The organism is Mesorhizobium sp. WSM4935, from assembly GCF_029625735.1.
Taxonomy (GTDB): Bacteria; Pseudomonadota; Alphaproteobacteria; order Rhizobiales; family Rhizobiaceae; genus Mesorhizobium.
This window is the reverse complement of sequence record NZ_JARTVR010000005.1, coordinates 198,617-212,828: the sequence shown is the minus strand read 5'-3', so window position 1 is coordinate 212,828 and position 14,212 is coordinate 198,617. Positions and strand designations below refer to the sequence as shown.

Genomic DNA, 14,212 nt, shown 5'->3' with positions numbered 1-14,212 from the left:
TACCTTTGTAGGATAAGGGTAACGTCGACTACGGCCGAGCCGATTTCAAGCGCCTGCATTCAGGCGCCTCAAACCCTGGTGCCGCCCACCGTCATCTGGTTCATCCTGAGATGCGGCTGGCCGACGCCGACGGGCACGCCCTGTCCGGCCTTGCCGCACATGCCGATGCCGTTGTCGAGCTGCATGTCGTTGCCGATCATGCTGACGCGGTGCATGGCGTCCGGTCCGTTGCCGATCAGCATTGCGCCCTTGATCGGCTGCGTCACCTTGCCGTTCTCGATCATGTAGGCCTCGGTGCAGCCGAACACGAATTTACCCGAGGTGATGTCGACCTGGCCGCCGCCGAAGGAGACGGCGTAGATGCCGTTCTTGACCGAGGCGATGATCTCGTCTGGGGTCATGTCGCCCGAGGTCATATAGGTGTTGGTCATGCGCGGCATCGGCTGGTGCGCGTAGCCTTCGCGGCGGCCATTGCCGGTCGCCTTCATGCCCATCAGCCGGGCGTTCTGGCGGTCCTGCATATAGCCGACCAGTTTGCCGTCCTCGATCAGCACGTTGCGCGCCGACGGCGTCCCTTCGTCGTCGACGGTGAGTGAGCCGCGCCGCTCGGGAATGGTGCCGTCGTCGACCACGGTGACGCCCTTCGCTGCCACCTGTTGGCCCATCAGGCCGGCGAAGGCCGATGTCTTCTTGCGGTTGAAGTCGCCTTCGAGACCGTGGCCGACCGCCTCGTGCAGCATCACGCCAGGCCAGCCGCTGGACAGCACGATGTCGAAGGTGCCGGCGGGCGCCGGGACGGCTTCGAGATTGACCAGCGCCTGCCGCAGCGCTTCGCCTGCCGCATGTTTCCAGCTTTCCTCGCTGACGAACTCGCCAAAACTCTTGCGGCCGCCCATGCCGTAGGAGCCGCTCTCCTGCCGGTCGCCGCTGCCAACCACGACCGAGACATTGATGCGGACCAGCGGGCGGATGTCACGCACGATCTGGCCGTCGCCGCGCACGATCTCGACATGTTGCCAGGAGGCTGCGAGCGAGGCCGTCACCTGGCGCACGCGCGGATCCTTGGCCCGCAGCCAGCCGTCGATCTCCTGCAGCAGTTTGGCCTTGGCCTCGAAGGACGGCGAGGGGATGGGATTCTCGTCGCCATAGAGGTGGCGGTTGGTGCGGGCGGGCGCTCCGGCCAATGTGCCGGAGTAGCCGCCCTTGACCGCCGAGACGGCGTCGGCCGCGCGCAGCAGCGAGGCTTCGGAGAGATCGCTGGAATGCGCATAGCCGCTGGCCTCGCCGGCCACGGCGCGCAGGCCGAATCCCTGGTCGGTGTTGAAATTGGCCGTCTTCAGCCGGCCGTTGTCGAACATCAGCGCTTCGCTCTCGCTGTATTCGAGGAACAGCTCGCCGTCGTCGGCGCCCTTGATGGTCTCGGCGACGATCTCTTTGACGCGATCGTCGGAAATGTCGAATTGGCCGATCAGGCTGTTCATGGCAAATCCATTCGTGGAAACAAAATCGTTGCACCGGATGTAGGCGCCAAGCTGCCGTCGCACAATCGCCAACAGGGATGAGGCCGGCTATTGCGGCGCCTTCACCCGCCGCTGAGGAAGCCCTTGATGTTGCCGGCCATCGCCTCCCAGTTGGAGAACTGCTCCTCCAGATTGGCCTTGGTGATGCCGCCCGTAAAGGAGACATCCATCTTGAAATTCGAGCCGTCGCCCGAATAGGCCTTCACCTAGCGGTATTTTGCATTCCAGGCGTTGGCTTGTTCTGCGGTCAGCGGGTCGGTGTAACCGGTCGAGAACTGCAGCGATTTGCAGTTCTCGTGGTTTTCGCAGCCATAGAAATAGATCACGTATTTGACGCCCTCGATCCGCCCGGAAATCATCGGATCGCCATTGTCGTCCCTGTCCATCTTGGCCGAGCCGAAACCCTTGGCGATATCGAGGATCGCTGCCGGCTCGGGCTTCCGGAGGATTTCGGCATCCTCGGCCCGTGCGGCCGGAACCGCGGCGACCAGTGCCAGACCGGCGATGAAAGCGAATAAATTCGCGCGCATTGACCCTCCTGGCCGCCAATCGCGCATTCGTCCCCGGACCTCGGCGTCAGGAGCGGCGCATGGGCAAGAGATCAAGGTAGGGCGGCGAAGCCTTCCGCAAAGCCCTTGAGGTCGACGGGAATGCCGATGCCTTCCTCCGGCGTCTGGAAGACGATGAAGGTGGCCGAGGTGCCGCTCTTCAAAGTGTCGAGCAGCGGCTTTTCGAGGATGACCTCGGCGTAGCAGCCGTCCTGGAAGCAGCGCACGAAATAGGCGCGGCCGATATCCTTGCCGTCGACATTGAGGCCGAGGCCGTTGGGCAGCAGCACGCCGAGCGGCGCCAGCACGCGCAGGATCTCGGCCTTGTTGTCGGCGGTGCGCAGCACCACGACCGAAAGCCCCATTTCAGGACGGTCCTCGGCGACGACGTTCTGCATCATCACGCATTGTTCGGAGGTCGCGCCCGCCGGCGTGTCGCAGATGATCGACCACGCGCCATGCGTCGACTTTACCGTACCGCTCGGGGGCGTGGCGTTGTTCGGCGCGGCGGCGGCGCCAACGGCTATGCCGACGCCGAGCAAGGCAAGGGCAAGAACGACCTTCGCCAAGGTTCTCGAAAGCCAGGAAGTCATGACGGCTCCATTGCGAATCACGGCACTTTAAGCCGCGCCGGGGCCAAGTAAAGGACGAGACCGTCGCCGGCCCGCCCCGATACCGGCAATTCCATGCTTTTCCAAAGCAAATTCGCCCGAATTGCGACCGTTGCGCATATAGTGCGCCGAGGCCTGAAGACGGCCTTCGGCCTGCGCGCAAAAATGCCGCACGGTTTCCTCCGCTCCTTTCTTGCGGAGGCAAATAGAGTATGGTTTGAACCACCCTAGGGACAAACCGGGATTCCCGATCCCGGCACCGTCCGTTATTGGTGCGACCAGATCGCGGGAAGTGGGAGACGAGAGGGCGATGAGGAAATTCCTGGCGAGCGCTGAATTCTTGGCAGGTGCGGCAGCTTCAGCCGTGCTCTTCTCCAGTGGGGCGGCCCATGCCGACCAGCCGCGGCCGTGGGAAATGACCTTCCAGGCGCCGGCGACCGATATGATGCGGCAGATCGAGCGGTTCGGGAACTATACCATGTGGTTCATCGTCCCGATCACCATCCTCGTGCTGGTGCTGCTGCTCGTCTGCATCCTGCGCTTCCGCGCCAGCGCCAACCCGGTGCCGTCCAGGACCAGCCACAACACTCTGATCGAGGTGATCTGGACCGTCGGACCGGTGATCGTGCTTCTGCTCATCGCCATTCCCTCCTTCCAGCTGCTCACCGCGCAATACACCCCGCCGGAAGAAGCCAAGCTCACCGTCAAGGCGACCGGCAACCAGTGGAACTGGGATTACGAATACCAGGTCGACAAGAGCTTCTCCTTCAACTCGGCGGTTCTCCAGGATGCCGACCGCGCCAAGGCCGGCAAGGAAGATCGCGCCCTCTATCCTCGCCTGCTCGCGGTCGACAACGAGCTGGTCGTGCCGGTCAACACCATGACCCGCGTGCTGATCACCGCGACCGACGTCATCCACTCCTTCGCCGTGCCGTCCTTCGGCATCAAGATGGATGCCGTGCCCGGCCGCACCAACGAGACCTGGTTCAAGGCGGAGAAGGAAGGCCTCTATTACGGCCAGTGCTCGCAGCTCTGCGGCAAGGACCATGCCTTCATGCCGATCGCGGTCCGCGTCGTGTCCGATGCGCAGTTCAAGACCTGGCTGGAGACGGCCAAGACCGATGTGCCTGCCGCCAACAAGGCGCTGATGGCCGAGATCGATGGTACCAACAAGGTAGCGGCCGCCGGCAACTGATGCCGCGGGTTAGCAAGATTTAGGGAACGGAGCGGAACATGGCAGAGGCTGCAGCTCACGATCATGGCGACCACAGGCCGCATGGCTGGGTCCGCTGGGTCTACTCGACCAACCATAAGGACATCGGCACGCTCTACCTGATCTTCGCGATCATTGCCGGCGTCATCGGCGCCGCGCTCTCGGTCGCCATCCGCATGGAGCTGCAGGAGCCGGGCATCCAGATATTCAGCGGCCTGGCGCAGATGGTCTACGGCATGCAGGGCGACGCCGCCATCGACGGTGGCAAGAGCATGTATAACGCCTTCGGCGCCGCGCACGGCCTGATCATGATCTTCTTCATGGTCATGCCCGCGCTCATCGGCGGCTTCGCCAACTGGATGGTGCCAATCATGATCGGCGCGCCGGACATGGCCTTCCCGCGCATGAATAACATCTCCTTCTGGCTGCTGCCTCCGGCCTTCATCCTGCTGCTCTCCTCGATGTTCGTGCCGAGCGCGCCGGGCGCTTTCGGCGTCGGCGGCGGCTGGACGATCTACCCGCCGCTCTCGACCTCCGGCCAGCCTGGTCCGGCGATGGACCTCGCGATCCTGTCGATCCATATCGCCGGCGCGTCGTCGATCCTTGGCGCCATCAACTTCATCACCACCATCTTCAACATGCGCGCGCCCGGCATGACGCTGCACAAGATGCCGCTGTTTGCCTGGGCCGTGCTGATCACCGCCTTCCTGCTGCTCTTGTCGCTGCCGGTTCTGGCGGGCGCCATCACCATGCTGCTCACCGACCGCAATTTCGGCACTGCTTTCTTCGTGCCGGACCAGGGCGGTGATCCGATCCTCTTCCAGCACCTGTTCTGGTTCTTCGGCCACCCCGAAGTGTACATCCTGATCCTGCCGGGCTTCGGCATCATCAGCCACATCGTCTCGACCTTCTCGAAGAAGCCGGTGTTCGGCTATCTCGGCATGGCCTACGCCATGGTCGCGATCGGCGCCGTCGGCTTCATCGTCTGGGCGCACCACATGTACACGACCGGCCTGTCGCTCGACACGCAGCGTTACTTCGTGTTCGCCACCATGGTCATCGCGGTGCCGACCGGCGTGAAGATCTTCTCCTGGATCGCCACCATGTGGGGCGGCTCGATCTCCTTCAAGCCGCCGATGCTGTGGGCGCTGGGCTTCATCTTCCTGTTCACCATCGGTGGCGTCACCGGCGTCCAACTGGCCAATGCCGGCCTCGACCGCTCGCTGCACGACACCTATTTCGTGATCGCGCACTTCCACTACGTGCTGTCGCTGGGCGCCGTGTTCGCGATCTTCGCCGGCTGGTACTACTGGTTCCCTAAGATGACCGGCTATATGTACTCGCCGGTTATCGCCAACACCCATTTCTGGGTCACCTTTGTCGGCGTTAACCTGATCTTCTTCCCGCAGCACTTCCTCGGCCTCGCCGGCATGCCGCGCCGCACCGTCGACTATCCGGACGCCTTCGCCGGCTGGAACATGATCTCGTCCTACGGCTCCTACATCGCTGCCGTCGGCGTTGCGATCTTCCTCTACGGCGTGTTCGAGGCCTTCCAGAAGAAGCGCGTCGCCGGCGCCAATCCGTGGGGCGAGGGCGCCACCACGCTCGAATGGCAGCTGCCTTCGCCGCCGCCGTTCCACCAGTGGGAACAGCTGCCGAAGATCAAGTAGGCGGCCTCCGAGAACACGAGGCCGCCGGTTCGCCGGCGGTCTTGGCCAACGGAATCATGGACTTTAAGTACGCATGGCCCTTGCCGACGACAGATTGATGGAGGAAGTTGGCTTTCGCATGTCGGAAGCGACCGCCGGCGATTTCTTCGCCCTCCTGAAGCCACGCGTCATGTCGCTGGTCGTGTTCACGGCCTTTGTCGGCATGGTTGCCGCGCCTGTCGCCATCAATCCGTTGCTGGCGGTGATCGCCATCCTGGCGATCGCGATCGGTGCTGGTGCTTCCGGCGCGCTCAACATGTGGTACGACGCCGACATCGACGCGGTGATGACCAGGACCGCCGGCCGCCCGGTGCCGGCCGGCCGCGTCACGCCAGGCGAGGCGCTGAGCTTCGGCCTCGTGCTCTCGGTGCTGTCGGTGATGACGCTCGGCGTGCTGGTCAACTGGCTCTCGGCAGGGCTTCTCGCCTTCACCATCTTCTTCTACGCCGTCATCTACACCATGTGGCTGAAGCGCTGGACGCCGCAGAACATCGTCATCGGCGGCGCCGCCGGCGCCATCCCGCCGGTGATCGGCTGGGCCGCGGTGACCGGCTCTGTCAGCCTCGAAAGCGTGATCCTGTTCCTGATCATCTTCCTGTGGACGCCGCCGCATTTCTGGGCGCTGGCGCTGTTCAAGTCCGACGACTACGCCCGCGCCGGCATCCCGATGATGCCGAATGTCGCCGGCCAGGCCTCGACCCGCCGGCAGATCTTTGCCTATGCGCTGATCCTGGCGCCGGTCGGCGTGCTGCCCTGGGCGCTCGGATACACCACGGCCGGCTATGGCGTCGTCTCGGCGATCCTCGGCCTGGGCTTCGTCTGGTACGCCTGGAAAGTGCTTGCCATGGCTGATGACGACCGCGCGATGAAGCCGGCCAAGGCCCTGTTCGGCTATTCGCTGCTCTATCTCTTCGCCATCTTCGCCGCCTATCTCGTCGATTGCGTCGTCGGGCGCGCGTTCATGATGGGGGGAGCATGACCGTGGCCGACAAGGACCTCGAACTGGTCACGCTGACCGAGCGCCAGCGCAAGGCGCGCCGCAACCGCTCCGTCGCCATCGGAGTCGCGCTGGCCGCATTGGTCATCGTCTTCTATGCCGCCACCATCGTGCGCTTCGGCCACCATGGCGCGAGCTTGACCGGCTCAGGTCTGTTCGGAGGCGGCTGATGAGCGGCGACTTGAGCAACCCGCGCAAGGTCAACAACGGTATCGTCGCCGCCGTCTGCCTTGCCTTCTTCACCGGCATGATCGGCATGGCCTATGCGGCGGTGCCGCTCTACAAGATGTTCTGCCAGGTCACCGGCTATGGCGGCACCACGCAGCGCGCCGAGAAGCAATATGCCGGTCGCATCCTCGACCGCGACATAACCATCCGCTTCGATGCCAACACCAACGGCATTCCGTGGCAGTTCGAGCCGGTCGCCCGTTCGGTGACGATCAAGATCGGCCAGACCACCCAGGCGCATTACAGCGCCACCAACAAGTTCGATCGCCCCATCACCGGCCGCGCCTCGTTCAACGTGCAGCCTGAAATGGCCGGCGCCTATTTCAACAAGGTGGAGTGCTTCTGCTTCACCGACACGACGCTGAAGCCCGGCGAGACGCTGGATATGCCGGTCGTGTTCTATGTCGATCCGGACATCGTCAATGTGCCGGAACTCAAGGACTTGAAGACGATCACCCTGTCCTACACGATGTTCCCGGTCGAAAAAAAACAGCCTGTCGCCTCGTCGGCGCCGGCCGCTGGCAGCAGCAACAAAGTTCCAGATTCCGAAGCAAGCCTCGGGGGTTGATATGGCAGACGCGCACGCAAAACCACACCACGACTACCATCTCGTCAACCCGAGCCCCTGGCCTTTCCTGGGTTCGGTCGGCGCGCTGGTCACCGCTGTCGGCGGCGTCTGTCTGATGCAGTATCTGAAGGGCGGCAACTTCCCGGTCTTCGGCCACAACATCGCCAATCCGTGGCTGTTCTTCATCGGCATGATCATCGTGCTCTACACGATGTTCGCCTGGTGGTCGGACACCATCAAGGAAGCGCATGAAGGCCACCACACGCGCGTCGTGTCGCTGCACCTGCGCTACGGCATGATCATGTTCATCGCCTCCGAGGTGATGTTCTTCGTCGCCTGGTTCTGGGCCTTCTTCGACGCAAGTCTCTTCCCCGGCGAGGCAAACCAGTATGCCCGCACCGCCTTCACCGGTGGCGTCTGGCCGCCGAAGGGCCTGGAGGTCCTCGATCCTTTTCACCTGCCGCTCTACAACACCATCATCCTGCTTCTGTCGGGCACGACAGTGACCTGGGCACACCACGCGCTACTGCATGGCGACCGCAAGGGCCTGGTCAACGGCCTCGTGCTGACCGTAGGCCTCGGCATGCTGTTCACTATGGTGCAGGCCTACGAGTACATGCACGCTCCGTTCGGTTTCCGGGATTCGATCTACGGCGCCACCTTCTTCATGGCGACCGGCTTTCACGGCTTCCACGTCATCATCGGCACCATCTTCCTGCTGGTCTGCCTGGTGCGCGCGATGCGCGGCGACTTCACGCCGAAGCAGCATTTCGGCTTCGAGGCGGCCGCCTGGTACTGGCACTTCGTCGACGTGGTCTGGCTGTTCCTGTTCAGCTGCATCTATGTCTGGGCCTCGAACGGCGCGCTAATCGAAGGCCATTAAACCGACGGTCCTCCAAATCCCAAGGGCGGCTGCGGCGACGTGGCCGCCTTATTTTTTGGGGCGGAAAGGTCTAGGGTGCCGACATGGATGAAGATAAGGCGATCTGGCCACCCATCGATCCGATCTCGGCCGGCCTGCATGGTCGTTGCCCGCGCTGCGGCGAAGGCAAGCTGTTCTCCGGTTTCCTCACCGTCGGCAAGCGTTGCTACAATTGTGGGCTCGACTATTCCTTCGCCGATGCCGGCGACGGACCGGCGGTGTTCGTCATCCTGATCATCGGCTTCATCGTCGTCGGCCTCGCATTGTGGATGGAGGTGACGCTCAGCCCGCCGCTCTGGCTGCACTTCATCTTGTGGATACCGCTGGCGCTGGTGCTCTGCCTGACGGCGCTGCGCCTGATCAAGGGCGTGCTGATCACCTTGCAATATTCGAAAAAGGCCTCCGAGGGCAGGCTGGAATCCCAGGGATGAACGGGATGACAGGCTCAGTGGCCGGCCGTACACGGCCGCGCTCGGCGTTGCTGGTTGGTCTCGGCCTTGTGCTGTTCGCCGTCCTGATCGGGCTGGGCACCTGGCAGGTCCAACGCCTGCACTGGAAGGAGGGCTTGCTCGCCACCATCGACAAGCGCACGCATTCAGCGCCATTGCCGCTGGCCGAGGTCGAGAAGGAGTTCGCCGCTTCCCATGACGTCGATTACACCCCGGTGACGGTGACCGGCACTTTCCTGCACCAGGGCGAGCGGCATTTCTTTTCCACCTGGGAAGGGGACAGCGGCTTCAACGTCTACACGCCCCTGCAACTCGAGGACGGCCGCTTCGTCCTCGTCAACCGCGGCTTCGTTCCTTACGACCTCAAGGATCCGGGCAAGCGCCAGCAGGGCGAAATTGCCGGCAAGGTGACGGTGACCGGGCTCGCGCGCAATCCGCTGCCTGCAAAGCCGTCGATGATGCTTCCCGACAATGACGTCGCCAAGAACATCTTCTATTGGAAGGACCGCGACGTCATGGCGGCGACGGCCGGCTTGCCGGCCGGCTTCGTGCTGGTGCCGTTCTTCATCGATGCCGACAAGACGCCGAACCCAGGCGGCCTGCCGGTCGGTGGCGTCACCATCATCGACCTGCCGAACAATCACCTGCAATATGCCGTCACCTGGTACGGGCTGGCCGCCGCTCTTGCTGCTGTGCTGATCCTGAGACTCCGTCGCCCGGCGAAAGAGCAGTGAGCGCCGCCGCTCTTGACAGGGGAGGGGCGCGCACCTCATTTCGCGTCCAGCGCTACGACCGAACCGGCCAGTATTCATGATTGAGAAAAAGCCACCGCTGACCATCAGGCTCTGCCAGCCGCGTGGCTTCTGCGCCGGCGTCGATCGCGCCATCCAAATCGTGGTGCTGGCGCTGAAGAAATACGGCGCGCCGGTTTATGTCCGCCACGAGATCGTGCACAACCGCTACGTCGTCGAAGGGCTGCAGAGCCTCGGCGCCGTGTTCATCGAGGAACTCTCCGAGATACCGCCCGAGCATCGTCAGTCGCCTGTGGTCTTTTCCGCGCATGGCGTGCCGAAATCGGTGCCGGCGGATGCCGAGGCGCGCAATCTTTTCTACCTCGATGCCACCTGCCCGCTCGTCTCCAAGGTGCACAAGCAGGCGATGCGCCACCAGCGGCTCGGCCGGCATGTGCTCCTGATCGGTCACGCCGGCCACCCGGAAGTGATAGGCACGATGGGCCAGCTGCCAGAGGGCGCCGTGACGCTGATCGAGACCGAGGCCGACGCGGCGCGTTTCGTGCCCGCCGACGCTTCGGCGCTGGGCTTCGTCACCCAGACGACCTTGTCGGTCGAGGATACCGCCGGCATCATCCGGGCGCTCGAGCAGCGGTTTCCCGAACTGCATGCACCGGCCGCCGAATCGATCTGTTACGCCACCACCAACCGCCAGGAAGCGGTGAAGGAGACGGCGGTCGGGGCCGATCTTTTCCTCGTCGTCGGCGCTCCCAACTCCTCCAACTCGCGCCGCCTTGTCGAAGTGGCGGAGCGCGCGGGTGCGACAATGTCGCTTCTCGTGCAGCGCGCCGCCGAAATTCCGTGGGATGAGATCGCCGGGATCAGGACGCTTGGTCTGTCGGCCGGCGCCTCGGCGCCGGAGATCATCGTCGACGAGATCATCGACGCGTTCCGGCAGCGCTTCGACGTCACCATCGATCTGGCCGTCACGGCCACGGAAACGGAGGATTTTCCGGTGATGCGGGTGCTGCGCGATGTCGAACTGACGGCGGCCGACATGGCCTTCGTCAACGGAGCGGCGTGAAACCGCATGGCCGTCTATACCGACGTCAACGAAGGCGAACTGACCGCGTTTCTCAAAGCCTATCCGGTGGGTGAGCTGCTCTCCTACAAGGGCATCGCCGAGGGCACCGAGAATTCCAACTTCCTGGTCCACGCCTCGACCGGCTCCTATATTCTGACGCTCTACGAAAAGCGCGTCGACAAGGCCGACCTGCCGTTCTTTCTCGGCCTGATGGGCCATCTCGCCAGGAAGGGCATTTCCTGCCCGCTGCCGGTCACCGCGCATGATGGCACCGTCATCGGCACGCTGGCCGGCCGGCCCGCCGTCATCATCACCTTCCTCGAAGGCCTGTCGCTCAGGCGGCCGACCGCCGCCCATTGCGGCGAAGTGGGCAAGGCGCTCGCCGGCCTCCATCTTGCGGGCCAGGATTTTCAGATGAGAAGGCCGAACGCGCTGGCGATCAAGGGCTGGCGCAAGCTCTGGGCGGCCTCGCGCGACCGCGCCGACGAGGTCGAGCCGGGGCTGGCGGCCGAGGTCGATGCCGATTTCAAAGATTTCGAGCGCAACTGGCCGAAGGGCCTGCCGCAAGGCATCATCCATGCCGATCTGTTCCCCGACAATGTCTTCTTCCTCGGCGAGAAACTGTCCGGGCTGATCGACTTCTATTTCGCCTGTGACGACCTCTATGCCTATGATGTGGCCACCTGCCTCAACGCCTGGTGCTTCGAGAAGGATTTTTCCTTCAACCTGACCAAAGGCGCGGCGCTGCTTTCCGGCTATCAGTCGGTGCGGCCGCTCTCGGGCGAGGAGGAGACGGCGCTGCCGATGCTGGCGCGCGGCTCGGCGCTGCGCTTCATGCTGACAAGGCTCTATGACTGGCTGACCATTCCGGACGGCGGGCTGGTGATGAAGCGCGACCCGACCGAATATATCCGCCGCATGCGCTTCCACCGCGCCATCAAGTCGCCATCCGAATACGGGCTGACATGAACAAGAAGATCGAGATATTCACCGACGGCGCCTGCTCGGGCAATCCCGGGCCGGGCGGCTGGGGCGCGGTGCTGCGCTATAACGGCGTGACCAAGGAACTGTCCGGCGGCGAGGCGGAGACCACCAACAACCGCATGGAACTGCTCGCCGCCATCACCGCGCTCAATGCGCTGAAGGAACCTTGCACGGTCGATCTCTACACCGACAGCAAATACGTCATGGACGGCATCTCCAAATGGATCCATGGCTGGAAGAAAAACGGCTGGAAGACAGGCGACAGAAAGCCGGTCAAGAATGGCGAGCTCTGGCAGGCGCTCGACGAGGCCAACCGGCGCCATAAGGTCACCTGGCATTGGGTGAAGGGCCATGCCGGCCACCCGGAGAACGAACGCGCCGACGAACTGGCCCGGCAAGGCATGGCGCCGTTCAAGCCGAAGCTGGCGAGGCCTGCGCCGGTTACGGCTGCGCCAGCGCAGGAAGGCGCCCCGGCAAGGAGGCCTGCCCCCAGACGTTCGACCCAGAGCTATTGAGAGTCCGACGGCTTCTCTCTTCAGCGGATCAGCAGCGCTGTCGAGAACATGCCGAGCGCGAACACCGTGTGCGCCGCGAGGTTGAGCGCGCGCACCTTCGTCGGATTGGGCAGCTTGGATGCCGCCCAGCCTGCGCCCATGCCGGGCGCCAGCAGGAACCAGCCGGCCCCGACGGTGACGATGCCGAGGATGAAGGCCGGCAGGAAGGTCGGCGCCGCCAGCCAGTCCGCGCCGGCGAGCACGACAAGGATCACGCCGTAGAGGATGCCGACGAGGTAGTGGAAGGCCCAGCCGAGCGCCTTTTCATGCGCATAGGGCGCCGCCTTGCCGATATCGTCGTGAAAGATCCTCTCCGGCAGATGCCGTACCCAGCGTCCGACCATGCCCCAGTTGGGCAATGGCTGGCCGATCGTCTTGTTGAGGATGATCGCCCAGATATCCATGAACACCGTGGCACCGATACCGATCGCCACCGCGCGCCAGACGATATCCAGCATCAGAGCTGCTCGAGGATCTTGGCGGCGCCGCTCTCGTTGACGCCAGGCTTGGTCTCGACATTGAGTGCCACGACCTTGCGGTCGTCGACGATCATCGAGAAGCGTTTCGAGCGCAGGCCCATGCCGGCCGCGGAAAGATCGTTGTCGAGCCCCACGGCCTTGGCGAAATCACCGCTGCCATCGGCGAGATAGAGGATCTTGCCCTCGCCGCCCGAGAAGCGCGCCCAGGCGCCCATGACATGCACGTCGTTGACCGAGACGACGGCGATCGTGTCGACGCCGCGCGCGAGAATGGCGTCATGGTTTTCCAGATAGCCCGGCAAATGATTGTTGCTGCAGGTCGGCGTGAAGGCGCCGGGAACACCGAACAGCACCACCTTCTTGCCGGCGAAGATCTCTTTGCCCGTTATATCCTTCGCGCCATCGGCGGTCATCGTCTTGAAGGTCACGTCAGGCAGTTTTTCGCCAACCGAAATGGTCATGGGAGCCTCGTTTGGGGGAGATGGGAAAGACCGACGCCTTCGATATCGGACTGCGCGGTCGCCAGCAACCTCTCACAACAAGTCCAGGAAAGTGCGCAGCGGCTTTTCGTCCGCAATCGCGGCTCTCAGAGCAATTCCAGGAAAGTGTGCTGCGGTTTCCGTCCGGAATTGCGGCTCCCAGAGCAATTCCAGGAAAAGTGTGAGGCGGCTTCCGTCCGCAATCGCGGCTTGGAAAGAGATGCCGGATCAGGGGAAAGGCAGCAACCCGTCGACCGAACCCTCGGCGCTGGTCAGCGTGTAGTAGAGCCCGCCATCAGTCGGCGTCGCTGACGGCCGGTCGAGGATCGGCACGGTGAAGACGAGCTTGCCGTCCTTCTGGTTGCGCACCGGCGCGCCGAACATGTAGTCGCGCTCGCCGGCGATGAAGAAATCCACGGATTCCGGATCGCCGGGCGACTGCGCCTGGACGACAAGGGTTTCGTGGTCGCCGGGCAGCACGCTGATGCCGAAATCGGACCGGGCCGGGGAGGGCAGCGTCGCAAGCGCGGTTTTCACCAGTGCGGCGTCGGTCGCGTTGTCCGGATCGGAGCCGGGGTCGACGCTGAGCCGGGTCTGTACTGGAATGCAGATCGTCTCGCAAATGCCGAGGAAGACATGGGCATCGATGGTCGCCGGTTGGCCGGGCGAAGACACGGTGAAGGTCACCGGCAGCGACACCGGACGATCGTAGCCGGCCCATTTGCCGTAGCCGTCGTCATGCCGCTGCGGCGGCGGGAACGACAATTGGGCGTCGACGATGTTGGTACTGCCGGATATGTCGAGCTGCGGCGGCACGCCGGCATCGCCCGGATCGCGCCAATAGGTCTTCCAGCCGGGCTTCAACGCGATATCGAGCACGCCGTGGATCTTGCCGGCCTCGTCGGGCTTGCCGGTGGTCACCAGCCGCACCTTGCCGCCTTCCGTATTGTACCAGACAGAGGAAGAGGCCTCGGCCGGGAGGCTGGCAGCCCACCCGAAAACGACCCCGACAACCAGTATTTTCATGTATCGCATGCCGTGATTTGACCGTCCGTTCTTGGCCGCGCAATGACTTCGTCAGCCTTCCGGTATCATATTTGCGTGACATCGGGGACCCGCACCATCTTTTCGGCGCT

At 63.6% G+C, this 14,212-nt stretch carries 18 protein-coding genes; 11 read left to right on the top strand and 7 right to left on the bottom strand.

What is annotated here, in order from left to right; all coding sequences use genetic code 11:
- Positions 1-68: 68 nt before the first annotated feature.
- From tldD to P9273_RS15600, 4 genes are all read right to left on the bottom strand, one after another.
- A complete protein-coding gene (tldD, locus tag P9273_RS15615) occupies positions 69-1,481 on the bottom strand; it encodes a metalloprotease TldD (RefSeq protein ID WP_041002397.1) in 1,413 nt (470 codons plus the stop codon).
- 101 nt (positions 1,482-1,582) lie between these two features.
- Positions 1,583-1,726 carry a hypothetical protein gene (locus P9273_RS15610; protein WP_278049708.1) on the bottom strand — a complete coding sequence of 48 codons (144 nt, stop codon included), beginning with the start codon at positions 1,724-1,726 and terminating at the stop codon, positions 1,583-1,585.
- Complete coding sequence (locus tag P9273_RS15605) at positions 1,727-2,050, bottom strand: YbjN domain-containing protein (RefSeq protein WP_278049707.1); 324 nt, start codon at positions 2,048-2,050, stop codon at positions 1,727-1,729.
- 71 nt (positions 2,051-2,121) lie between these two features.
- The gene (locus P9273_RS15600; RefSeq protein ID WP_041002395.1) at positions 2,122-2,661 is read right to left on the bottom strand and encodes an invasion associated locus B family protein; all 540 of its coding nucleotides are present in this window, start codon (positions 2,659-2,661) and stop codon (positions 2,122-2,124) included.
- 328 nt (positions 2,662-2,989) lie between these two features.
- On the opposite strand from P9273_RS15600, the gene coxB reads away from it, so the two are divergent.
- From coxB to rnhA, 11 genes are all read left to right on the top strand, one after another.
- The gene (gene coxB, locus P9273_RS15595) at positions 2,990-3,874 is read left to right on the top strand and encodes a cytochrome c oxidase subunit II (protein WP_278049706.1); all 885 of its coding nucleotides are present in this window, start codon (positions 2,990-2,992) and stop codon (positions 3,872-3,874) included.
- A 38-nt stretch (positions 3,875-3,912) separates the two neighbouring features.
- The gene (ctaD, locus tag P9273_RS15590; RefSeq protein ID WP_041002392.1) at positions 3,913-5,562 is read left to right on the top strand and encodes a cytochrome c oxidase subunit I; all 1,650 of its coding nucleotides are present in this window, start codon (positions 3,913-3,915) and stop codon (positions 5,560-5,562) included.
- Between the two features lie 73 nt (positions 5,563-5,635).
- A complete protein-coding gene (locus P9273_RS15585) occupies positions 5,636-6,580 on the top strand; it encodes a heme o synthase (protein WP_278049705.1) in 945 nt (314 codons plus the stop codon).
- Positions 6,577-6,768, top strand: a complete 192-nt coding sequence (locus P9273_RS15580) for a hypothetical protein (protein ID WP_041002388.1) — start codon at positions 6,577-6,579, stop codon at positions 6,766-6,768. The genes P9273_RS15585 and P9273_RS15580 overlap by 4 nt, the downstream gene beginning before the upstream one ends.
- Positions 6,768-7,394 (top strand): cytochrome c oxidase assembly protein, encoded by a 627-nt coding sequence (locus tag P9273_RS15575; protein WP_278049704.1) that lies wholly within the window; start codon positions 6,768-6,770, stop codon positions 7,392-7,394. Before P9273_RS15580 ends, P9273_RS15575 begins: the two co-directional genes overlap by 1 nt.
- A gap of 1 nt (position 7,395) precedes the next feature.
- A complete protein-coding gene (locus P9273_RS15570; RefSeq protein WP_041002384.1) occupies positions 7,396-8,277 on the top strand; it encodes a cytochrome c oxidase subunit 3 in 882 nt (293 codons plus the stop codon).
- An 83-nt stretch (positions 8,278-8,360) separates the two neighbouring features.
- Positions 8,361-8,747, top strand: a complete 387-nt coding sequence (locus P9273_RS15565) for a DUF983 domain-containing protein (protein WP_041002382.1) — start codon at positions 8,361-8,363, stop codon at positions 8,745-8,747.
- Positions 8,748-8,752: 5 nt separating this feature from the next.
- Entirely contained in the window at positions 8,753-9,499 is a 747-nt protein-coding gene (locus tag P9273_RS15560; RefSeq protein ID WP_442920224.1) for an SURF1 family protein, read from the top strand.
- A gap of 76 nt (positions 9,500-9,575) precedes the next feature.
- Positions 9,576-10,580: a 4-hydroxy-3-methylbut-2-enyl diphosphate reductase gene (gene ispH, locus P9273_RS15555; protein ID WP_041002378.1), complete on the top strand. Its 1,005-nt coding sequence runs from the start codon at positions 9,576-9,578 to the stop codon at positions 10,578-10,580.
- Positions 10,581-10,586: 6 nt separating this feature from the next.
- On the top strand, positions 10,587-11,549 hold the full coding sequence (locus P9273_RS15550) for a homoserine kinase (protein ID WP_278049702.1): 963 nt from the start codon (positions 10,587-10,589) through the stop codon (positions 11,547-11,549).
- The gene (gene rnhA / locus P9273_RS15545) at positions 11,546-12,079 is read left to right on the top strand and encodes a ribonuclease HI (RefSeq protein ID WP_278049701.1); all 534 of its coding nucleotides are present in this window, start codon (positions 11,546-11,548) and stop codon (positions 12,077-12,079) included. Before P9273_RS15550 ends, rnhA begins: the two co-directional genes overlap by 4 nt.
- A 20-nt stretch (positions 12,080-12,099) precedes the next feature.
- Here rnhA and P9273_RS15540 read toward each other — a convergent pair whose 3' ends face one another.
- The 3 genes from P9273_RS15540 to P9273_RS15530 form a co-directional block, all read right to left on the bottom strand.
- A complete protein-coding gene (locus P9273_RS15540; RefSeq protein WP_278049700.1) occupies positions 12,100-12,576 on the bottom strand; it encodes a DUF2938 domain-containing protein in 477 nt (158 codons plus the stop codon).
- Positions 12,576-13,058, bottom strand: a complete 483-nt coding sequence (locus P9273_RS15535) for a peroxiredoxin (protein WP_278049699.1) — start codon at positions 13,056-13,058, stop codon at positions 12,576-12,578. Before P9273_RS15535 ends, P9273_RS15540 begins: the two co-directional genes overlap by 1 nt.
- Positions 13,059-13,304: 246 nt before the next feature.
- A complete protein-coding gene (locus P9273_RS15530) occupies positions 13,305-14,111 on the bottom strand; it encodes a protein-disulfide reductase DsbD domain-containing protein (RefSeq protein WP_336619392.1) in 807 nt (268 codons plus the stop codon).
- Positions 14,112-14,212 lie beyond the last annotated feature (101 nt).